General features: G+C 73.3%; 21 protein-coding genes. 10 read left to right on the top strand and 11 right to left on the bottom strand.

Annotation, left to right across the window (positions count from 1 at the left end; all coding sequences use genetic code 11):
* Positions 1-165: 165 nt before the first annotated feature.
* On the bottom strand, positions 166-1,062 hold the full coding sequence (locus BUE43_RS20590; protein WP_073485647.1) for a S1 family peptidase: 897 nt from the start codon (positions 1,060-1,062) through the stop codon (positions 166-168).
* Between the two features lie 253 nt (positions 1,063-1,315).
* Between BUE43_RS20590 and BUE43_RS20585 the strand changes: the two genes are divergently transcribed.
* Positions 1,316-2,287 carry an alpha/beta hydrolase gene (locus BUE43_RS20585; RefSeq protein ID WP_234995816.1) on the top strand — a complete coding sequence of 324 codons (972 nt, stop codon included), beginning with the start codon at positions 1,316-1,318 and terminating at the stop codon, positions 2,285-2,287.
* A 102-nt stretch (positions 2,288-2,389) separates the two neighbouring features.
* Positions 2,390-2,818, top strand: a complete 429-nt coding sequence (locus BUE43_RS20580; protein ID WP_073486145.1) for a hypothetical protein — start codon at positions 2,390-2,392, stop codon at positions 2,816-2,818.
* A 71-nt stretch (positions 2,819-2,889) separates the two neighbouring features.
* Here the strand turns inward: BUE43_RS20580 and BUE43_RS20575 are convergent, their stop codons facing one another.
* From BUE43_RS20575 to BUE43_RS20565, 3 genes are all read right to left on the bottom strand, one after another.
* Positions 2,890-3,684, bottom strand: coding sequence for a S1 family peptidase (locus BUE43_RS20575; protein WP_073485644.1), 795 nt, complete (start codon positions 3,682-3,684; stop codon positions 2,890-2,892).
* Between the two features lie 264 nt (positions 3,685-3,948).
* Complete coding sequence (locus BUE43_RS20570; RefSeq protein ID WP_073485642.1) at positions 3,949-5,043, bottom strand: M48 family metallopeptidase; 1,095 nt, start codon at positions 5,041-5,043, stop codon at positions 3,949-3,951.
* Positions 5,044-5,302: 259 nt separating this feature from the next.
* Positions 5,303-6,109: a polysaccharide deacetylase family protein gene (locus tag BUE43_RS20565; RefSeq protein WP_234995815.1), complete on the bottom strand. Its 807-nt coding sequence runs from the start codon at positions 6,107-6,109 to the stop codon at positions 5,303-5,305.
* A 339-nt stretch (positions 6,110-6,448) separates the two neighbouring features.
* Between BUE43_RS20565 and BUE43_RS20560 the strand changes: the two genes are divergently transcribed.
* The 4 genes from BUE43_RS20560 (at position 6,449) to BUE43_RS20545 (ending at position 10,118) form a co-directional block, all read left to right on the top strand.
* Positions 6,449-6,637, top strand: coding sequence for a PspC domain-containing protein (locus BUE43_RS20560; protein WP_073485640.1), 189 nt, complete (start codon positions 6,449-6,451; stop codon positions 6,635-6,637).
* Positions 6,638-6,836: 199 nt separating this feature from the next.
* On the top strand, positions 6,837-8,069 hold the full coding sequence (locus BUE43_RS20555) for a VanZ family protein (protein ID WP_073485638.1): 1,233 nt from the start codon (positions 6,837-6,839) through the stop codon (positions 8,067-8,069).
* The gene (locus tag BUE43_RS20550; protein ID WP_073485636.1) at positions 8,066-8,596 is read left to right on the top strand and encodes a YbhB/YbcL family Raf kinase inhibitor-like protein; all 531 of its coding nucleotides are present in this window, start codon (positions 8,066-8,068) and stop codon (positions 8,594-8,596) included. Before BUE43_RS20555 ends, BUE43_RS20550 begins: the two co-directional genes overlap by 4 nt.
* A 139-nt stretch (positions 8,597-8,735) precedes the next feature.
* A complete protein-coding gene (locus BUE43_RS20545; RefSeq protein ID WP_073485634.1) occupies positions 8,736-10,118 on the top strand; it encodes a mycothione reductase in 1,383 nt (460 codons plus the stop codon).
* A 171-nt stretch (positions 10,119-10,289) separates the two neighbouring features.
* Here the strand turns inward: BUE43_RS20545 and BUE43_RS20540 are convergent, their stop codons facing one another.
* Complete coding sequence (locus BUE43_RS20540) at positions 10,290-11,585, bottom strand: MFS transporter (protein ID WP_234995814.1); 1,296 nt, start codon at positions 11,583-11,585, stop codon at positions 10,290-10,292.
* 48 nt (positions 11,586-11,633) lie between these two features.
* Here BUE43_RS20540 and BUE43_RS20535 point away from each other — a divergent pair, with 48 nt between their 5' ends.
* From BUE43_RS20535 to BUE43_RS20525, 3 genes are all read left to right on the top strand, one after another.
* A complete protein-coding gene (locus tag BUE43_RS20535; protein ID WP_073485630.1) occupies positions 11,634-12,320 on the top strand; it encodes a FadR/GntR family transcriptional regulator in 687 nt (228 codons plus the stop codon).
* An 82-nt stretch (positions 12,321-12,402) separates the two neighbouring features.
* The gene (locus BUE43_RS20530) at positions 12,403-12,810 is read left to right on the top strand and encodes a chorismate mutase (protein WP_083959871.1); all 408 of its coding nucleotides are present in this window, start codon (positions 12,403-12,405) and stop codon (positions 12,808-12,810) included.
* Between the two features lie 410 nt (positions 12,811-13,220).
* Positions 13,221-13,550 (top strand): hypothetical protein, encoded by a 330-nt coding sequence (locus BUE43_RS20525; protein WP_073485628.1) that lies wholly within the window; start codon positions 13,221-13,223, stop codon positions 13,548-13,550.
* Between the two features lie 242 nt (positions 13,551-13,792).
* Here the strand turns inward: BUE43_RS20525 and BUE43_RS20520 are convergent, their stop codons facing one another.
* Positions 13,793-15,331: a cobyric acid synthase gene (locus BUE43_RS20520; RefSeq protein WP_073485625.1), complete on the bottom strand. Its 1,539-nt coding sequence runs from the start codon at positions 15,329-15,331 to the stop codon at positions 13,793-13,795.
* A gap of 48 nt (positions 15,332-15,379) precedes the next feature.
* On the opposite strand from BUE43_RS20520, the gene BUE43_RS20515 reads away from it, so the two are divergent.
* A complete protein-coding gene (locus BUE43_RS20515) occupies positions 15,380-16,105 on the top strand; it encodes an alpha/beta hydrolase family protein (RefSeq protein ID WP_073485622.1) in 726 nt (241 codons plus the stop codon).
* On the opposite strand, the gene map is transcribed toward BUE43_RS20515, so the two are convergent.
* The 5 genes from map to BUE43_RS20490 all read right to left on the bottom strand — a co-directional run bounded on the left by map (position 16,092) and on the right by BUE43_RS20490 (position 20,682).
* On the bottom strand, positions 16,092-16,949 hold the full coding sequence (map, locus tag BUE43_RS20510) for a type I methionyl aminopeptidase (protein WP_073485620.1): 858 nt from the start codon (positions 16,947-16,949) through the stop codon (positions 16,092-16,094). The two genes, BUE43_RS20515 and map, sit on opposite strands and share 14 nt — an antisense overlap.
* Positions 16,950-16,959: 10 nt before the next feature.
* Positions 16,960-17,355: a type II toxin-antitoxin system VapC family toxin gene (locus BUE43_RS20505; RefSeq protein WP_073485618.1), complete on the bottom strand. Its 396-nt coding sequence runs from the start codon at positions 17,353-17,355 to the stop codon at positions 16,960-16,962.
* A complete protein-coding gene (locus BUE43_RS20500; protein WP_073485615.1) occupies positions 17,352-17,639 on the bottom strand; it encodes a type II toxin-antitoxin system Phd/YefM family antitoxin in 288 nt (95 codons plus the stop codon). Before BUE43_RS20500 ends, BUE43_RS20505 begins: the two co-directional genes overlap by 4 nt.
* A 64-nt stretch (positions 17,640-17,703) precedes the next feature.
* Positions 17,704-19,524: a penicillin-binding transpeptidase domain-containing protein gene (locus tag BUE43_RS20495; RefSeq protein WP_234995813.1), complete on the bottom strand. Its 1,821-nt coding sequence runs from the start codon at positions 19,522-19,524 to the stop codon at positions 17,704-17,706.
* Positions 19,525-19,845: 321 nt separating this feature from the next.
* A complete protein-coding gene (locus tag BUE43_RS20490; RefSeq protein WP_073485610.1) occupies positions 19,846-20,682 on the bottom strand; it encodes a GNAT family N-acetyltransferase in 837 nt (278 codons plus the stop codon).
* Positions 20,683-20,705: the final 23 nt, after the last annotated feature.

The raw sequence follows: 20,705 nt of genomic DNA, 5'->3' as shown, positions 1-20,705 counted from the left end.
GTTTTCCGCGCCGCGCAAGGTGATCCGGCGGTGATCAATATTTCGAGAGGTCCCGACATCAGGAGCCGCGCGACAGAGGAGAAAGTGGTTTCCCCCGCGAATCCCCCGATGACGAGACGAAGCGACGATTCCCTTCCGTGATCACGCGAGCGCGAGACGCCGGCGTCAGATCCGCGGCCGCACCAGGTCCTCGTAGACGGCGACCCGCGTGTAGATCCCCGGTTTCCCGGCGCGCGCGCAGCCCTCCCCCGTCGACACCAGGCCGATCACCTTGCCACCGGCCACGAGCGGCCCGCCGGAGTCGCCCTGGCACGCGTCGATGCGGCCCTCCGGATAGCCCGCGCAGAGCATGCGGCCCGCGTCGTACTCGGGGAACGCGCTGGAGCAGTCCCCGTCGGGCATGACCGGCACGACCGCCTTCATGAGGTAGCGCGACGACGGCCCGCCCTCGGCGGTGTCGCCCCAGCCGATCACCGCGGCCTCGGCCCCCGGCTGGTAGAGCGCGGCGTCGGCCGCGCCGGCCACCGCCACCGCCGGGTAGGGGACCGTCCGGTCGAGCGTGACCACGGCGACGTCGTCACCCCGGTTCGTCGACTGGAACGACGGGTGCACCCAGGCGCTCGCCACGCCGGCGACGACGCCCTCGGCGGACTGCTTGTCCTCCCGGCCGGCGATCACCCGCAGATCGGACAGGGCCCGGCGGGCCACGCAGTGCGCCGCCGTGAGCACCTTGTTCGGCGCCACGATCGCCCCGCCGCAGTACTGGTAGCCGTTGCTCGTGGTCAGGTGGACCACCCACGGGTGCTCCGCGATGCTCGCCCGCTGACCGCCGACGACGAACGGCTCGACCACGAGCGGCTCGACGGGCCGGCGCCGGCCCGAGCGGGACACCCGCACCCGGTCGCCCTCCGCCGGCGGGAGGAGAACGGGGCCGCCGGCGCGCCCCTCCGGTGTCGCCGCGAGCGTGCCCGTCCCGCCGACGAGCACCGTGGCGCTGGCGACGACCGCGGCGACGAGCAGGGTTCCGATCAGGGCGCGTGGACCACGGCGGGCACGCGGCATGGCGCTCTCCTTCCCGGACGCGAGGGGAACGAGCGGCACGTTACGCAGAACGGATCACCGTGTGGGCGCGCGCGGAGCAGTCCACCCGTCCGTGACGGCGATCATCCGGACGGACGATCGACCCCGGTCGCCGGCGGTGTTCACCGCGCCCGTCGGCTGGCGCCGGCCGGGACGGCGACGCGCTCCGAGTCCGGTCCGGTGTCCGGACCCCGCGCGGACGGTGACCCCAGCCGGGGACGGGGAGACTGGAGCCGTGCCGCCCGACATCCTTGGTCACCCGTTCCAGACCCGCGAGCTGCCGTTGGGCGGTGAGCCCGACCACCCGGCGTCCGCGACCCTGGTCCGCCACCCGGCCACCGCGGCGGAGGGCGCGACCAGGGGCGCCGTGCTCCACGTGCACGGCTTCGTCGACTACTTCTTCCAGGTCGAGCTGGCCCGCCACTTCGCGGCGCGGGGCTTCGACTTCTACGCCGTCGACCTCCGGGCCCACGGCCGCTCCCTGCGCCAGGGCGAGATGCCGAACTACGTCACCGACCTGAGCCTGTACTTCGAGGAGCTCGACACCGCGGCGCGGGTGATCCGCGAGGAGGACGGGCACCGCGGCCTGGTCCTCCTCGGCCACTCCACCGGCGGGCTGGTGGCCTCGCTGTGGGCGCACGAACGCCGCCACGACGACGTGCTGGACGCGCTCGTGCTGAACAGCCCGTGGCTGGACCTCGCCGAACCCTGGCTCACGCGCACGGTCGGCACGGCGCTGGTCGACGTCGTCGGCGGGCTGTGGCCGACCTGGGTGCTGCCGAAGGGCCTCTCCCCGGTCTACGGCCAGAGCATTCACGTCGACCACCACGGCGAGTGGGACTTCCGCACCGAGTGGAAGCCGATCGAGGGCTTCCCGGTGCGCGCGGGCTGGCTGCGGGCGATCCGCCGCGGCCAGGCCCGGCTGCACCGCGGGCTGGACGTCCGGGTCCCGGTGCTCGTCCTCCACTCGGCGCGCAGCATCGTGGGCAGCGCCCGGCGGCGCAGGGAGAAGCGGTGGCAGGACGACGTGCTGCGCGCCGACACCGTGCTGGACGTCGCGCAGATCGCCCGCTGGGCGCCGAGGATCGGCCGCCGGGTCACGACCACGCCGATCGAGGGCGGGATGCACGACCTCTTCCTGTCGGCCGAACCGGTCCGCCGGCACGCTCTGTCCGAAGTGGACACATGGCTGGACTCGGTCCGCTGACCGGTCCCACCGGTGCGCCGGGCCCCACCGAGCCCGGTGGCAGACACCCGAATCCGGCGCCGTCACGGACGAGCGGTGACATCCGATGAGAGAGGCATGACCATGTCCACGTCCCAATCCGACGGCACCGCGAGCGCTTCCCCGACCGGGCGCGGGAGGCGCCTGTGGCCGGTGCTCGCCGTCCTGGTCGTTCTCGTCGCTGTCGCCGGGTACGCCGTGCTCCGCGACGTCCTCGACGACGGGCCGAAGCCGGTGAGGCTGACCTACGAGGTCACGGGAACGGCCACCGGCGTCACGATCGGCTACTCGACGATGAGCGGGGGCAACACGAGCACCCAGACTGAACAGGGCGCGAAACTGCCGTGGCGCAAGGAAGTCGACGTCGTGGGCGAGACCAGGGGCGCGACGCTGACCGTGAGCGCCGGCCCGGAGGGCGGCACGGTGACGTGCTCGATCAGGGCCGAGGGCAGGGAACCGAGGACCGCCAGCGCGGAGGGACCGTTCGCCGTCGCGAGCTGCAGCAGCTCCTGATCCCCGCCCATGGCACGGCACGGCCCCGTCCACTGTGGACGGGGCCGTGCCGTGTTCGCCGGTTCGGGAACTCAGGAGTCGAGCTGGGCGGACAGTTCGGCGTGGTGGCCCGCCACGCGGGCGTAGACGCCGGGCTTGCCGGCCCGGGCGCAGCCCTGGCCCCACGACGTCACGCCGATGAGCTTGCCACCGGCCACCAGCGGGCCGCCGGAGTCGCCCTGGCAGGTGTCCGTGCCGCCCCTCGGGAAGCCAGCGCACACCTCACCGCGGGCGGTGTACTGGGGGTAGGTCGAGGAGCACTTCTGGTCCGCCACCAGCGGAACGGTGGCGCCCAGCAGGTAGCGCGACGGTGAACCGCCCTCCCTGGTGAGGCCCCAGCCCAGGATCGTCGCGTTCGTGCCCGGCTCGTAGAGTCCGGTGTCCTCCGGCGACGCGAGGGGCAGCGGCGTGTAGGACAGCTCCCGGTCCAGGGTCAGCACCGACACGTCGTTGCCGGCCTGGCTGCCGTAGCGGGGGTGCACCCAGATGTCGCTCACATCGGCGACCTCGCCCGCCGAGCTCCGCTTGTCGTCGCGACCGGCCACGACGCGGATCGCGCTCGGCGCCTCGCCCGTGGTGCAGTGCGCGGCCGTCACGACCTTGTTCGGCCGCACCAGGGTGCCGCCGCAGAACTGGAATCCGCTGTCCGTGGTGAGCTGCACGACCCACGGGTACGTGCTGGTGCTCACACGGCTTCCACCGACGATGAAGGGGGTGACGTCGGACCGCTCCGCGGCGAGCGCCGACACTCCGGAGGAGAGGAAGACCGCGACCGCCGCGCTGAGGGCGCCGGCGAGCGCGGCCAGGCGGCGCAGGGTTCCCGCCATGGCTGTCTCCTTTGTTCAGTTGTCACTTCGTTGCCACACCCCGTTTCCCCTGTCTGCACAGGGAATCAAGGGTGGACACAGTGCAACCGAACCAATACGGGTCGCGCCAGAGCCGGAAGACGTAGGCCGAGTGGTCGCCCGCGGCGCGGCGCGGCGGGCAGCGAACGTGACGCCGCCCGGCGCACCCGTCGTCTCCGACGGAGCACACCGGGCGGCCAGGTCATTCGCTTATAGCGGCAGGAAAACCGACGCTGGCGAGCGCCCTCACTCCTTGCTGTCGCGCCGCCCGGCGTCCTCGCCGTCGCGCTGCCCACCGTTCTCGCCGTTGCGGCCGTTGAACCGCTGCCAGACCTTGCTCGCCGCGTCGGACAACGTCTCGCCGACCTCGTTGAGCACCTTCGCCAACGGGTCCGCCGACGTGGCCAGGGCGTCCTTGTAGGAGCGCGCCGCGTCCTTCACGTCCTGCGTCCACGTAGCGGTCGGGTCCTCGCCGCGCCGCGGGTAGTCGCCGGCCAGGATCGCCCGGTACTGCTCGCCCGCCGCCCACCGCTGCAGGTCGGCGGCCCGCACCACGGGCAGCGGGTGGACGAGGCCGTCCAGGTGGCCGAGCTTGAGCACGCTGTCCCACACCGACTCGACCGCGTCGTACTCCGCGGCCTGCTGCAGGAACGCGGCGGTGTCGATCTCGTCCACGTGCGAGGCGCCGGACAGCAGGACGTGGGCCCGCAGCGCCGCTCCGGGGTCCTGCACGCAGAGCAGGCCCGCCCGGTCGGCCGACAGCTCGGCCCTGCGGTACCAGTCGGTCAGCGCCGCGATGACCGCGCGCATCCCCCAGTAGCCCACGGGCATCCAGGACAGACCGGTGACCATCTGCACGAGCCGGCGCAGCAGCGTGTAGTAGAGCGCGTGGCCGGACAGCGCGTGGCCCATCTCGTGGCCGACGGCGAAGCGCAGCGCCTCGTCGTCCAGCAACTCCACCAACCCGGTGGTGAGCACGACGAAGGGCTGGTCCATCCCGACGGTGTAGGCGTTCGGGCGCGGGTCGCGCTGCACGAACACGTCCGGCACCGGGTCGAGGTCGAGGATCTCCGCGCACTCCCGGCGCAGCCGGTCCAGCTTCGGGTACTGCCGCTCGGAGACCCGCACCGACGAGGCGAGCGCGAGCAGGCGCTCGCTGCGCTCGCCCACCGCGCCCGAGATCGCCTTGAGCACCTGGTCGAAGCCCGGCAACGCCCTGGCGGTCGCCAGCGCGCCCCGGTCGGCGGGGTGCTCGTACGCCCGCGGGCTGATCTCGGGGAAGCGGATGAGGGACCGGCCCTCGACCGCCAGGACCTCGTTGCCGGGCTCGGAGTCGCTCATGCTGTCTTCTCCCCCTCGGATGTGGCGACGGCCGGTGGTCCACGACCACGACCACGCTGCCGGGACGGTCCGCCGACCGGACACGTCCCTGCCAACCTAGCGAAAGATCCGACGCGGCCGGCGGGGTACGCGGACGGAGCACGACCGTCCGACTTCCCCGCCGGGGCAACCGGTCACCGTAGGTCCACTGTGGACACTCACGGTCGCCGCATCCCGGCCGGCGTCCCGCGCCGCGCCGTCGTCGGACGAGTTCGGCGGATCAGCCGAGGAAGTCGCCGAGCGGAACCGGCGTCAGGCCGTCCTGCGCCGCCCGGTGCAGGAACGCCTGGTAGTCGGCGACGAAGGTCTTGCGGAAGTGCATGAGCACGATGTCGCCCGGCCGAAGCCGGTTGCCCACCTGGAACTGCACGACCCCGTCGTTGACCGCCGCCGTCCAGTTGACCACCGCCCGCACGCCGCAGTCGGCGGCGGCGCGCAGCGTGTTCCCGTCGTACTTCCCGTACGGCGGACGGAAGTACACCGGTCGACGCCCGTAGGCCTGCCCGTACTTGTCCGAGGCCCCGCAGATCTCCTTGCGCTGCGCCTCGTAGGGCCGTCCCTTGAGGTCCGGGTGGCTGATGGTGTGGTTCTCGATCGTCGCGCCCGCGTCCCGGAGCTGGCGGAAGTACTCGTGGTCGTTCTCGACGTACTTGTCGGTCAGGAACAGGACGGGCCGCGCGTTGGAGCGCCGGACCAGGTCGATCGCGGCCGGGTCGCGGACCGCGCCGTCGTCGATCGTGATGAAGACCACCGGCTTGGTGGTCTCGATCCTGGTGACCACCGGCGCCCTGCCGTCCCGGCCGGCGGGGGCGTTCGCCTGCTTCTCCCCTACGGGATAGGGGGCGGTGAAGGAGGGGACGGCGGGACCCGACGGAGCGGTCGTCGTGCCGGGCGCCGCGCTCTGCCGCTGCGGGGGCGCCGGGCTGTTCGGCGCCGCCACCGGGTCGGCGGGCGAGCCGCAGGCGACGAGCACGGACACCGCAACCACGGCGAGGGCGCCCAGCGCCCAGGCCGACCTGTCACCCACTCCAACGGCCCCCTTCCGGCGACACCCGAACGGACAAGACGCCGCCGGGCCCGGGGGCGTTGCGCAGGGTGAGATCCAGCTCACTCTACCCGGAGGCCCGACGGGCGGGCTCCGCCCGTGGGCGGAGCCCGGGTACCGCCCCGGGCGGACCTGCGAACCGCACCGCGGAGCGACGCGGACGGCCGGCCCCTCGGGTGATCGTGGATCTCGTCGGGCCACAGGGGGTGACCGACGGCAGGTCCCGCGACGAACCGCCGGGAGCGCTTGGCGCGCATCCGGCGGCGTCGCGGGAAACCCGCGCCGACGCCGACAGGCGAGAGAAGACCACGGAGGTTCGAGATGGCGATCCGCATGACCCGCTCGCAGGACCGGGTGCTGTTGGGCGTCGCCGGGGGCATCGCCCAGCACTTCGGCTGGAGCCCGGGGAAGGTGCGGCTGGCGTTCGTGCTGTCCTGCCTGCTGCCCGGCCCCCAGTTCCTGCTCTACCTGGTGCTCGCGCTGCTGATGCCGGCCCCGGTCCGGCACTGACCGGTCGGGCCGCCACCCCGGCGCCACCGCACCCGCTCACCGTCACGCCCGCTCACCGTCGTGCCCACTCGCCGTCGTGCCCGCCGGGGTCGGCCACCGGCTCGACCCCGGCCCGGCTCCGGCCCGGCCCTGACGGACGTGATCTTCACTCGATCGGTCGTTTAGCGTCTGCTCCGGCTCGGACCGATCGGAGGAGATATTGAGCAACCGCGTGCTGCCCGCCGTCGTGGCGGTGTTCGCCGGGCTCGTGCTGGCGGTGTTGTTGTTCGTCCCCTACGTGGCGCGCCAGTACCGGCGGCGCGGCGAGCTGGGCCCGGGGCAGGCGGTGCTGGCGTTCGGCCTGCTGGTCCACGCCCTCGCGGTGATCGCCTACGTGCTGCTGCCGCTGCCGGAGATCACGCCCGACTTCTGCTCCGGCCGCGGGGTCCACACCCAGCTCCGCCCGCTGGCGTTCCTCGCCGACATCCGGCACGAGCGGGTCGGCGCCGGCGTCGGCGCGCTGCTGCGGAACCCGGCGTTCCAGCAGGTGGCGTTCAACGTGGCCCTCCTCGTGCCGACCGGGATGTTCGTCCGCCACCTGTTCGGCAGGAGCGTCGCGGTCACCACCCTGGTCGGCTTCGGCGCGTCGCTGCTGATCGAGCTGACCCAGGTCACCGGCGTCTGGTTCCTCTACCCGTGCCCGTACCGGCTGTTCGACGTCGACGACCTGCTGGCCAACACCGCGGGCGCGCTGCTCGGGGCGTTGATCGCCCCGGTGCTGCGCCTGGTGCCCGGCCAGCGGGTCGACGCCCCGGCCGGCGCGCCGCGCCCGGTCACCAGGGCCCGACGTCTGCTCGGCATGCTCTGCGACCTGTTCGCCGTGGGCCTCACGGGCTCGACTCTCGTGGTGGTCACGAGCATGGCCTTCTGGGCCAACGGAAACGGCGACGTCGAGGGTCCACTGTGGCCACTGATGCTGGCCACGCTGATGTACGGGGTCCCGGCGCTGGCCCAGTTGGCCTTCGTGCTCGCCGGGGACGCCACGCTCGGCGAGCGCGTCGTGCGGATCCGGTCGACGACCGCGGACGGCGGGCGGCCCGGCGTCGGCCGCCGCATCGTCCGCTGGGCCGGCGGCATCGGCGGGTTCTCGGTGCTCGGCGGCCTCACCCTCCTCGGGTCGGCGTGGGCCGGGCTGTCCGCGTTCCTGCTCGGCGCGGTCAGCCTCGTCGTGGCCTGGCGACGGGGGCACCGCGGCCTGGCCTGCGCGCTCGCCGGGCTGCACGTGGCGGACGCACGCGCGGTCGGCGCCGCCACTACGCTGGCCCCGACGAACGATCACCCCGACACGGGCGGTGTTCGTGGGGTCCGTGGGCAGTCCCACCCCGTCCGCGCCCACGACCACCGGCCCGCTGCGGGTGTCCCGCAAGACACCCTCGCGGAGGAACGCCGATGAGCCTCGAACGCCCTGTCGCCCCCGACCCCTACGAGCTGCTGCCCCAGGTCGGCTCGTTCACCGTGACCAGCCCGGACGTGCGCGACGGCGAGCCGATGTCGGACCGGCACGCGTTCTCCGGCGGCAACACCTCGCCGGCGCTGGCGTGGAGCGGCTTCCCGGAGGGCACCAGGAGCTTCGTCGTCACCTGCTTCGACCCGGACGCGCCGACGCCGAGCGGGTTCTGGCACTGGGTCGCGGTGAACATCCCGGCCTCGGTGACCGAGCTGGCGGCCGACGCCGGTGCCAGGGACGGCGCCAACCTGCCGGCCGGCGCGTTCCACGTGCGCAACGACTACGGGTACGCCGGCTTCGGCGGCGCCGCCCCGCCCGAGGGCGACCGCGCGCACCGCTACTACTTCGTTGTGCACGCGGTGGACGTGGACAAGCTGGACGTCGACGAGTCGGCCACGCCGGCCGTGGTCAGCTTCAACCTGGCCTTCCACACCCTGGCCAGGGCGGTCGTCACGCCGACCTACCAGAACTGAGCGATCGCCAGGAGGGCGCCGTCCACCGACGTGGGCGGCGCCCTCCGCCGTGCGGGGCACGCCACCGCGACCCGCAGGAATCGGCGTGGCGTCCGCCTGGTTGCCGTGGAGGACAACCCTGAGAGGACAGGATGGGCACGTGCGGCACTTCGACCTGGTGATCATTGGGACCGGCTCCGGCAACTCGATCCTCGACCCGAGGTTCGACGACTGGGACGTGGCGATCGTCGAGAAGGGCGTGTTCGGCGGCACCTGCGTCAACGTGGGCTGCATCCCCACGAAGATGTACGTGCACACCGCCGACCTGGCCGCCGCGCCCGCCGCCGGCGCCCGGCTCGGCGTGGACGCCGAGCTGCGCGGGGTGCGCTGGCCCGAGGTGCGCGACCGGATCTTCGGGCGGATCGACCCGATCGCCGAGGGCGGCCGGCGGTACCGCGCCGAGGACTGCCCCAACGTCACCGTCTACGAGGGCCTGGGCCGGTTCGTCGGCCCCAAGCGGTTCGCCGTGACCACCGCCGAGGGCGAGCAGGTGTTCACCGCCGACCGGTTCGTGCTGGCCGCCGGCGGGCGGCCGGTCGTGCCGGACGTGGACGGCATCGAGCGGGTCGGCTACCACACCAACGAGGACGTGATGCGGCTCGCGGAGCTGCCGCCGCGGATGGTGATCCTCGGCAGCGGGTTCGTGGCCACCGAGTTCGCCCACGTCTTCAGCTCGTTCGGGGTGGACGTCACGCTCGTGGCCCGCTCCGACGTCCTGCTGCGCGGCGAGGACGAGGAGGTCGCCGCCCGCTTCACCGAGCTCGCCGAGCGGCGCTGGGACGTGCGGCGCAACCGCAAGGCCGTGCGGGCCGAGCGGCACGGCGACGTCACCCGGCTGCACCTGGAGGGGCCCGCGGGCGCCGAGGTGGTCGAGGGCGAGGCGCTGCTCGTCGCGGTCGGCCGCCGGCCCAACTCCGACCTGCTGAACCTGGCCGCGACCGGCGTCGGCACCCACCCGGACGGGCGCGTGGTGGTCGACTGCCACCAGCGCACCGAGGTGGACGGGATCTACGCGCTGGGCGACCTCAGCTCGCCGTACCAGCTCAAGCACGTGGCCAACCACGAGGCCAGGGTCGTGCAGCACAACCTCCTGCACCCGAACGCCCCGGTGAGCACCGACCACCGGTTCGTCCCGCACGCGGTGTTCTCCTCGCCGCAGGTCGCCTCGGTCGGCCTGACCGAGCAGCAGGCACGGGCGCGGGGCGTGCGGTACGTGACCGCCACCCACGAGTACGCCGGCATCGCCTACGGCTGGGCGATGGAGGACACCACCGGCTTCTGCAAGCTGCTCGCCGACCCGGCCGACGGCCGGCTGCTCGGCGCGCACATCATCGGCCCGCAGGCGCCGACGCTGATCCAGCCGCTGGTGCAGGCGATGCACTTCGGCCTGGACGCCAGCACCATGGCCCGCGGCCAGTACTGGATCCACCCGGCCATGCCGGAGCTGGTGGAGAACGCGCTGCTCAACCTGCCGCTCAACTGACCCGTCGGTCGACTGGCCCACCGCTCAACCGGGCGGCCGGACGCGAAACGCCGCCGGCCCGGCGGGGAGATCCCCACCGGGCCGGCGGTCGCGCCGGACGAGCGCGGACGTCGTGTCAGGCGTGCCCCAGACGTCGTGTCGAATGCGTCTCGAACGTCGCGTCGGTGTGCCTCAGACGTGGCGGGGCCGGCCGGCGAGCCAGCCGAGCACGATCTGCACCACCAGCACGCCGACCAGCAGCGCGAGCGAAGCCGTCCAGCCCCCGGTGACGCCGTGCAGCTTGCCGACCAGGAACGGGCCGGTCGCCGAGATCAGGTAGCCGAAGCTCTGCGCCATCGCGGACAGCGCCGCCGTGTCCGGCCCGGTGCGGGCCCGCAGACTGATCAGCGTCAGCGCCAGCGGGAAGATGCCCAGGCCCACGCCGATCAGCAGGATCCACAGGCCGGGCGCGAAGGTGGGGGCCAGCAGCAGGCCGAGGAAGCCGGCCAGCCCGGACAGCACCATCGCGACGGCCATCGCGGACTGGGACCGGTAGCGGGCGGCCAGCGTCGGCGCGAAGAAGCTGATCGGCACGCCGATGACCATCACCACGGCCAGCAGGACGCCCGCGGTCGCGGCGTCGACGCCGGCGACGTCGCGCAGGATGTTCGGCAGCCAGCCCATCACGGTGTAGGCGACCAACGACTGCAGACCGAAGAACACGGTGATCACCCACGCGAGCGGGCTGCGCAGCAGCGAGCGCCTCGCGGGAGCGGGAGCGGCCTTCGGGGCGGCGCTGGCGCGGCGACGCGCCGCACGCAGCGACGGCAGCCACACCAGCAACGCGGCCAGCGCCAGCAGGGCCCACACGCCCACGGCCCCGCGCCAGCCGCCGAAGGCGTGGTCCAGCGGCACGGTGAACGCGGCCGCGGCCGCGCCACCGGCGGTCAGCGAGGCGCTGTAGGCGCCGGTCACCGGCCCGATCCGGTCGGGGAAGGACTCCTTGACCACCACCGGGATCAGCACGTTGCCGACCGCGATCGCCGAGCTGGCGACGAACGTGCCGAGCATCAGCACCGACGGGCCGCCCAGCACGCGCACCGCGAGACCGACCGTCAGCAGGGCGAGGGCCAGCCCGATGGCGCCCCGGGCGCCGAGCCGTCTGGCCAGCCACGGCGTGACCATCGCGGCCAGCCCGAAGCACAGCGTGGGGACCGCGGTCACGACGCTGACCCAGGTGTCGGACAGGGCGAGCGCCGAGGTGACCTCGGAGAGCACCGCGGCCAGGCTGGTGACCGTCGGGCGCAGGTTCGCCGCCGCCAGCACGACGCCGGCGACGAGCAGCGCGCCGCCCGCGGCGGCCACGGCGCCCGCAGTGGGACGCGCCGCCGGCCGACTTTCCGCCGACACCTCTGCCACGCCCGCGCCCGGAATGGCAGGGTTGTCCTTCTGACGGATGTCGGGCTGCACCTGTGGTTCGACGGTCACGCCGCCTAGTGTGGCAAACATAGGATGTTTGGATGAAAGGATGAGACGGTGCCGTTGGCCACAACCCGGCGAGCCGGCCTCGTCGAGCAGGTGATCGAGCAGATGCGGGAGCTGGTCACCAGCGGCGAATGGCCGGTCGGGCAACGCATCCCGCCGGAACCGGAGCTGGTCTCGGCCCTCGGCGTGGGACGCAACACCGTGCGGGAGGCGGTGCGTGCGCTGGCCCACGCCGGACTGCTGGAGGTGCGCCAGGGCGACGGCACCTTCGTCCGGGCCACCAGCGAGCTGTCGGGCGCCGTCCGCCGGCTCTGCGGCTCCGAGCTGCGCGAGGTGCTGGAGGTGCGTCGCGCGCTGGAGGTCGAGGGCGCCCGGCTCGCCGCCACCCGCCGGACCGAGGAGGACCTGCGCCAGCTGGAGGAGTCGCTCGCCGAGCGCGACGCCGCCACCGACGAGGGCGACGGCGAGCGCGTCGCCGAGACCGACACCGCGTTCCACCTGCTGCTGGTCGAGAGCGCGCACAACCCGGTGCTGACCGAGCTCTACCGGGGCTTCACCGAGGCGGTCCGGGCCAGCGTGGTCACGACCTTCGACCTCCGCGCCCACTCCGAGGAGCAGATCTCGCACACGGCGCTGCTCGACGCCGTGCGCGACCAGGACCCCGAGCGGGCCGCGGTCGAGGCCGGCGGGTTCCTGGAGGAGATGCTGCGCCGCCTCGGCCAGCCCGAGCGGAGCTGATCGCCAGGCCGGACTGGAGGTGGGCCTCCCCGCGACCGACACTCCCGGGGAGGCCCACCCCACTCCGAGAGGAGACGCGCCCATGCGCCTTCCGTCCCGCCTCGTCGCGCTCGTCTTCACCGCGCTCGCGTTAGCCGTGATCCCCGCCTGCGCGCCACCCCGGGAGTCCGCCACCACCGCCCCGCTCAGCACTTCGGCGCCGGCCCGCCAGCGACCGTCCGCCGACGCCGAGATCAGCGAGCACCGCCACCACATCGACCACCTCGACGCGGAGATCGCCCAGCTCCTGCGGGAGCGGCGGGACGTCTCCCGCAGGATCCAGCAGCGCCGGATCGAGACCGGCGGCGGCCGCGTCGACCCCGGTCGCGAGGAGCGCGTGATCGCGCGCTACCGCGAAGCCCTCGGCCCCGAGGGCGAACATCTCGCCCGCGCCCTGCTCGACACCATGCGCGGCACCAGCGCGGACCGCGAACAGAAAACGGGGAAGTGAGAGGGCAGGAGCCCGACCCCCCTCGCAGACTGGAGCCGAACCGAAGGAGTTGGTGCGGCGCGGTCAGAGTCACGGTTGGTCGTCGGTGTCGGGGGACGACCGTAAGGTCCGGAACCGTCTCCTGACCAACTGTTCGTCGGCAGCCAGGAGCGAACCTGCGTCCAAGTCACGTCCAGCGCCCACACAAGGAGTCACCTCGCAGGAAGACGGTTGTTGACGAAATCGCCCGCGCAGTTGGCTGGGATGGTGTTGGCCGCCAGCTCGACTGGCCCTCCGTCGAGCGAGCCTGCGGTTGCCGGTTCCCCTCCGACTACAAGGAGTTCGCGGAACGCTTTCCGGCGGGGCTTTTCAACGACTTCCTGGAGATCCACCCCCCGTCTTCACGGGGGTTTTCGGGCGGCAACTCGTGGGTGCTGGACGAATTCCCGGACATAGACGAGATCAACCCCGGCTTCCCGTACCGCTTCCATCCCAGCAAGGGAGGTCTGCTTCCCTGGGCGCTCATCGGAACGGACTTCGCGTTCTTCTGGCTCATGCACGGCAGTGACCCGGAGAAGTGGACGGTCGTCGTGGCCGAGTGCGCACTGGACGGCTACTGGCACTATGAGGGATCGATGACGTCGTTCATGTTGGACTTCGTCCACGGCCGAACAGGTCTGAAGGCGCTGGAGTACCTGAGCGACCAGAAGCCCACCTTCGTGGTCGACGTTCACGAGTCGCAGGCAACTGACCGAGCGTGAGGCGACTGACCTCGCCCGGGGTCCGCCTCCGCCGCACCCCCAGAGCCGAGGATCCACAATGGACAGCACGAACTGGGGACTTGCCCCGCCTCGCACCACCCGCCACCATGAAATTAGGGGTTCCCCCGAATAACACCGTTTTGGACGAATCGACGCCCTGGGGTAGCCGAATCTGCGGGCACGTGTGACGGATTTGACGGCTGTCTGTGCGGCGGGGACGGGTTCCGGGGTACGAGCCGTTCCTAGGGCTCCAGCGGCGGAGCGCCGGGCGGCAGCGCGGGGAGCCCCGCCGGGGCGCCCTCGTCGAGCAGTCGCAGCACCGCGTCGGTGTCGAGGTGCTGCTCGACGAGGTCACCGAGCAGGTCGAGCTGGGCGGCGCGCGCCGCCGCGAAGGCGACGTCCGGCGCGGGCACGAAGCCGTCGCGCCCGGCGCGCTCCGCCGCCCAGCGCAGGAACGCCCGACGGAAGTCGTCGTTCTCGAACAGCCCGTGCCAGTGCGTGCCAGCGACACCACCCGACACCACGCCCTCCGGCGCACTGCCGGGCAACTCCACCAACGGGACCAGCCGATCACCCCGACGCACGACCTGGCCGTGGTGGATCTCGTAGCCCGCGACCGCGTGACCGAACGCCGCACCCGTCGGCCGCGCCAGCGTCTTGTCCGGCGCGAAGGCGATGTCAACGTCGAGCAGCCCCAACCCGGGCACCTCCCCGGCCGCCGACTCCACCGGGTCGTCGATGCGGCGGGACAGCATCTGGAAGCCACCGCAGATGCCCAGCACGGGCAGGCCCCGCGCCGCGTGCGCCCGCACCGCCTCGGCGAGGCCGGTGCGCCGCAACCAGTCCAGGTCCGACACGGTGGCCTTCGACCCGGGCACCACGACCAGGTCGGCGTCGGCCAGTCGGGAGGGCTCGGTGGCGAAGCGCACGGCGACGCCGGGCTCGGCGGCCAGCGCCTCCACATCGGTCGCGTTGGAGATGCGCGGCAACCGGATCACAGCCACCCGGAGCCACTGCCGCCCCCGCGGCGGCCTGGGCCGACCCACCACCCCGTCCGCCGCGTAGGACAGCGAGTCCTCGGCGTCCAGCCACAGCTCCTCGCGCCAGGGCAGCACCCCGTGCACGGGCCGGCCGGTCAACGCGCGGAGCTGCCGCAGCCCGGGTTCGAGCAGGGCCGGGTCGCCCCGGAACTTGTTGATCACGAACCCGGCGACCAGCGCCTGGTCGGCCGGGTCGAGCAGGGCCAGCGTGCCGAACAGGTGCGCGAACACGCCGCCCCGGTCGATGTCGCCCACGACCAGCACCGGCATCCCGGCCGCGCGCGCCAGCCCCATGTTCGCGATGTCGTTGGCCCGCAGGTTGATCTCGGTCGGGGAGCCCGCGCCCTCGCACACCACCGCGTCGAAGTCGCGCCGCAACCCGTCGAGGGTCTCGTGCACGGTGCGGGCCAGCTCGGCCTTGCGCTGCCTGTAGGACAACGCGGTCACCTCGCCGATGGCCCTGCCCAGCACGACGACCTGGGAGCTGCGGTCGCCGCCGGGCTTGAGCAGCACCGGGTTGAACCGCACGCTCGGCTCCAGGCCGGCGGCGGCCGCCTGGAGCGCCTGCGCCCTGCCGATCTCGCCGCCGTCGGGCGTGACGACCGAGTTGTTCGACATGTTCTGCGCCTTGAACGGCGCCACCCGCAGCCCGCGCCGCGCCAGCCACCGGCACAGCCCCGCCACCAGCACGCTCTTGCCCGCGTCCGAGGTGGTCCCGGCGACCAGCAACGCTCCGCCCACGGCTTCCCCTCCACTCCCCCACCCGCGTCGGGTGACATCATCCGGGGCATGCCGCAGTCCCCGACGACCGTCCTGGTGCACAGCCCGTTCCTCGGGCCGAGCAGCCTGCGCCCGCTGGCCGCCGCGGTGCTGCGCCGGGGCCGGCCCGCCCTGGTGCCGGACCTGCGGCCCGCGCTGGCCCCGCCGCCGGCCGGCGCCGCCGACGGCGCGATCCACCGGCGGCTGGCCGAGGTGTTCGCCGAGGTCGTCGGCTCGAACGCGGCGCAGGGCCCGCTGGTGCTGGTGGGCCACAGCGGGGCCGGCCCCCTGCTGCCCGGCCTGGCCGACGCCCTCGACCGGCAGGTCCTCGCCCTGGTGCTGCTGGACTCCACCCTGCCCACGCCCGGCCGCTCGTTCCACGAGGCGGCCCCGGAGCTGGACGCCTTCCTCCGGCGGTTCGTCGTCGACGACCGCCTGCCGCCGTGGAGCGACTGGTTCCAGCCGGACCCGCTGCCCGAGCTGGTGGACGACCCGGCGCTGCGCGAGCGGATCGCGCGGGAGCAGGTCCGGGTGCCCGCCGCGTTCCTGGACGAGCCCCGCCCGGACGTGTCCTGGCCCGGCCGGGTCGGCTACCTGCTGCTCAGCCGGACGCCCTACGGGCAGGAGGCCGAAGCCGCCCGTCGCTGGGGGTGGCCGGTGCGGCATGCGCCCGCCCACCACCTGGCACCGGCCACCGAGCCGAACCCGGTGGCCGACGCGCTGCTCGCGCTGCTCGACGAGCTCACGGCAGGGTGAGGATCTCCGCCCCGTCGTCGGTGACCACCACGGTGTGCTCGAACTGGGCGGTCCACTTCTTGTCCCGCGTGGTGACGGTCCAGCCGTCGTCCCACATGTCGTAGTCGATCCCACCGAGCGTGATCATCGGCTCGATCGTGAACGTCATGCCGGGCTCCAGCGGCGTGTCCACGCTCGGCTCGTCGTAGTGCAGCACCACGAGCCCGCTGTGGAACGAGCGGCCGATGCCGTGCCCGGTGAAGTCGCGCACCACGCCGTAGCCGAAGCGCCGCGCGTAGGACTCGATCACCCGGCCGACGACGTTGAGCTGACGACCGGGGCGCACCGCCCTGATCGCCCGCATGGTCGCCTCGTGCGTGCGCTCGACCAGCAGCCGCGCCTCCTCGGACACCTCGCCGGCGAGGAAGGTCGCGTTGGTGTCGCCGTGCACGCCGCCGATGTAGGCGGTGACGTCGATGTTGACGATGTCGCCGTCCTCGACCACCGTCGAGTCCGGGATGCCGTGGCAGATGACCTCGTTCAGCGAGGTGCAGCACGACTTGGGGAAGCCCCGGTAGCCCAGTGTCGAGGGGTAGGCGCCGTGGTCGCACAGGAACTCGTGCGCCACCTTGTCGATCTCGTCCGTGGTCACGCCGGGGCGCACCGCCCTGCCGGCCTCCTGGAGGGCCTGCGCGGCGATCTTGCCGGCGACGCGCATGGCCTCGATCACCTCGGGCGGCTGCACCCACGGGTCCGTGTTCCTGGCCGGCGCCGGCCGGTCCACGTACTCGGGGCGCTCGATGGTGGCCGGAACCGGACGGCGCGGTGACTGCCGGCCCGGCGCGAGCGGTGCTCTCACGGACATGGCCCCCACCTTACGGGGCGCCCGGGCAGGCGACGGGCAGGCCAACCTCCTCCGCGGCGGCGAGCAACCTCTTGTCGTAGGTCACGAACGCGGTCAGGCTCGCCCGGAGCCGGATCGCGGTCGCCAGGTGAATGGCGTCCGGGGAGCGCAGGGGGAGCGGCAGGGCGCCAGCCGCGTCGAGCACGTCGAAGGTCATCGGCAACTGGTCGATCTCCACCAGGACGGCCCCCGCCTGGCGAAGGGCGTCGTCTCCCTGCCCCCGGACCGCACGGACCACCTCGACCCGCGCCAGCGAGCTGGTGACGCGTTGCTGATCAGTCAGCTCGTCCACCCACCGCGCGAGCGCGGGCGTCTCCGCCTCCTGCCGCACCAGCTTCACCAGGGCCGAGGAGTCGAAGTAGATCACCAGCGCTCCTCGTCCCGCAGCCGCTGCAACTCCTCCGAGGCGCTCACACCGGGAAGTGGGGGAAGAGGCTCCGGGAAGCGTCCGCCGCGACCCGGGATCAGCTCACCGTTGGCGATCAGCTGCTCCCGTAGCGACGACTCCGGACCCACGGGTCGGAGGAGGGCGACCGGATGGCCCCTGTCGGTGACCGTGAAGCTCTCCCCCGCCGCCACCCGCCGCAGATACGCGCTGGCGTTCTGCCGAAGTTCTCGCACACCGATGGTTTCCACTGTCCTCAACTCCATGTGCTACAACCTGCTACGACGCTAGCGGCAGGACCAACGATCATCACTCCACAATCGGGTTGTTTCACCCGGTGGAGGACAGGAACTTCGCCGTGACGTCCAGGGCCGGGGTGGAATCGCCGGCGTCCACCACCAGGGTGGCGAAGGCCAGGTCCCCCCGGTAGCCGACGAACCAGCCGTGCGACCGCGTGCCGTCACCGACCTCGGCGGTCCCGGTCTTGCCGTGGACCTCGGGCACGGACGCCAGCCGCATGCCCGTGCCCTCGGTCACGACGGCGCGCATCATCGCCCGCACCGCCTCCAGCACCGCCGGCGGCGGCGCGTCCGGCCGCGTGTCGACCTTGGTCTCCACGCCCCTGAGCAGGACGGGGGTGGGCATCGAGCCGCGTGCCACCGACGCCGCCACCAGCGCCATCCCGAACGGGCTGGCGACCACCTTGCCCTGGCCGAAACCGGCGGCGGCCCGCTCTTTGGCGTCGGGTGTGGCCGGCGCCGCGCCGGTGACCGTGGTGACCCCGGGCAGCTCGAAGTCCACGCCGAGCCCGAGCTGGCGCGCCGCCCTGGTCAGCGCGTCGGCCGGCAGGTTCGTGGCGAGCTGGGCGAACGTGGTGTTGCAGGACCGGGCGAACGCCCTGGTCAACGGCACCGCGCCGAGGTCGAAGCCGCCGTTGTTGGGAATCCGGTAGCCGTCGACGATCCACGAGCCGGGACAGGGCAGCGGGGCGTCGCCGGCCGTGCCGGCCTGCAGCGCGGCCGCGGCCGTGACGATCTTGAAGGTCGAGCCGGGCGGGTAGCGACCGCTGAGCGGGAGCGCGCCCGCCTGGTCCGCCGCGGTGTTCTGCGCCACCGCCAGCACGTCCCCGGTCGAGGGCTGGATGGCCACGACCATCGCCTGCTGGGGCACCGTCTCCACGGCGTCCTCGGCGGCGGACTGCACGGCGCGGCTGAGCCCGGTGGACACGGCGGCGGCCAGCTCGGGCTGGTGCTCGTGCAGCGTCTCGGCCTCGGCCCCCGCGGCGTTGAGCGACACGATCCGCCACCCGGCGCGGCCGGCGACCTGCTCCTCCACGGTGCGGCGGACGGCGGGCAGCACCTGCGAGGCGAAGCCGCGGTCCGGGGCGAGCAACCGGGTCTCGGTGGTGAACCGCACCCCCGGCAGCTCGTAGATCCGGGGTTTCACCTGCTGGTAGTCGGTCTCGCGCAGGCTCGCCACGGCGTAGGGCTCGCCGGCGCCGGCCCGGCTCGCGCCGTCGACGATGGACTGCTGGGTGATCGAGGAGTCGAACTGCTGCAGGGCCGCGGCCAGCCCGCCGGCCACCGCCCCGAGGTCCCCGGCGGCCCCGCGGTCCAACAGGACCGAGATGACCTTCTGCGGCGACAGCAGCGGCGCGCCGTCCCGGTCCAGCACGGGCGCCGGGTCCGGACGCAGCTCCCGCAACGCGAGCGACTGCTGCGCGGCGAGCTTCGGGTGCACGACCGAGGGCGTCCAGTGCACCTGCCAGGTGTCGCGGTGTCGCCGCAGCTCCACGGTGCTCTGGTAGGACCACTTGCGGTTCTTCCCGAGGTCCCAGGTCAACGCGACGGTCGCCTCCGCGACGTCGGCGGCCGTGGACGAGGAACGGACCTGCTCCACCCGGTGGGCGAGGCCGGCGGGGCCGAGCGCCCCCCGGACCCGGTCCAGCACGTCCCTGGCCGCCGGCCCGTCGTCGGTGCCCTGGCCGGCCCGGTCGGTGTCGCCGGCGGCCAGCGCGTCGTAGAAGGCGCGAACCACGGCGTCCGGGGTGGACTCGGAGCCGAACCACGCGCAGCCCGCGACGGACAACAGCCCGAGGACGACCACCGTGCCGATCGCACCGATCCTGCGTCGAGCGGGTCTTGCGTGCACCGCCGCAGTATGCCCGGGTTCGCACAGGACGTCCGACAAGATCCCCCGGGCACGGGCTGTCCCCGGAACACCGGCGTGGGTGCCGCACGCAGCGCTGAAGTGGGCGCCCCACAGAACGGGCAGTGCGCGCACCCCGCGAAGCGCAGGGGCCGGGGACTCCACAGGACCCCACGTGTGGGTGATCGGTGGGGCAGCACCGCCGACGCCGGCGACCACGTCAGCCCGCGACCAGAGGCGGCCGGCGCAGCAGGGTCAGCACAGCGGAGACAGTCAGCAGAGACAGCACCGCGGAGTCGGAGCAGCAGAGACAGAAGAGCAGAGTCAGAAGAGCACGGTCGCGTAGCTGCCGACCTGCTGGAACCCGACCCGCTGGTACACCGTGCGGGCCGGCAGGTTGTAGCCGTTCACGTACAGGCTGGCGATCCGGCCGAGGCCCCGCACCAGGCGGTCGACAACCGCGGCGGTGCCGGTGGCGCCCAGGCCGTTGCCCCGGCGGTCCGGGTGCACCCACACGCCCTGGATCTGCCCGACCCGGGTGGACAGGGCACCGATCTCGGCCTTGAAGACGACCTCGCCACCCTCGAACCGGGCGAACGCCCGCCCGGCGGAGACCAGTTCGGCGACCCGGGCCCGGTAGCAGGCGCCGCCGTCGTCCAGCCGGGGGTCGATGCCGACCTCCTCGATGAACATGGCCACCGCCGCCGGGAGGTACCGGTCCAGCTCGTCCGGGCGGACCGGGCGGACCAGCGGGTCGGGGGTCACCCTGGGCGTGCCGGACATGGCCAGCAGCGGCTGCTCGGCGCGCACCTCACGGGCCGGGCCCCACTCCGGTTCCAGCTCCTGCCACAGGCCCAGCACCTGCTCGGCCGGGCCGACCAGGGACGAGCAACATCGCCCCCGGCGCAGCGCCCGGTCGGCGAAGGCGCGCAGCGCGGCCCGCCCGCCCCGGAGCGGCACCAGGTTGGCCCCGGAGAAGCACAGCCCGTCGAGTCGGCTGCCGTAGCCCCACAGCTCGCCGCCCAGTCGCCACGAGTCGACCCCGGCCACCTCGACGCGGGAGGACACCATGCACGAGGCGACCGGGTCGGCCCGCAGCACCGAGCAGACCTGACGGGCGTCCCGGTCGTCGAGCAGCCGGGCACCGGCGAGCTTCAGCACGCTCCAAGCCTGCCAGACGTCAC

Source organism: Streptoalloteichus hindustanus (assembly GCF_900129375.1).
Classification (GTDB): Bacteria; Actinomycetota; Actinomycetes; order Mycobacteriales; family Pseudonocardiaceae; genus Streptoalloteichus; species Streptoalloteichus hindustanus.
This window is presented reverse-complemented; position numbering and strand designations above follow the sequence as displayed.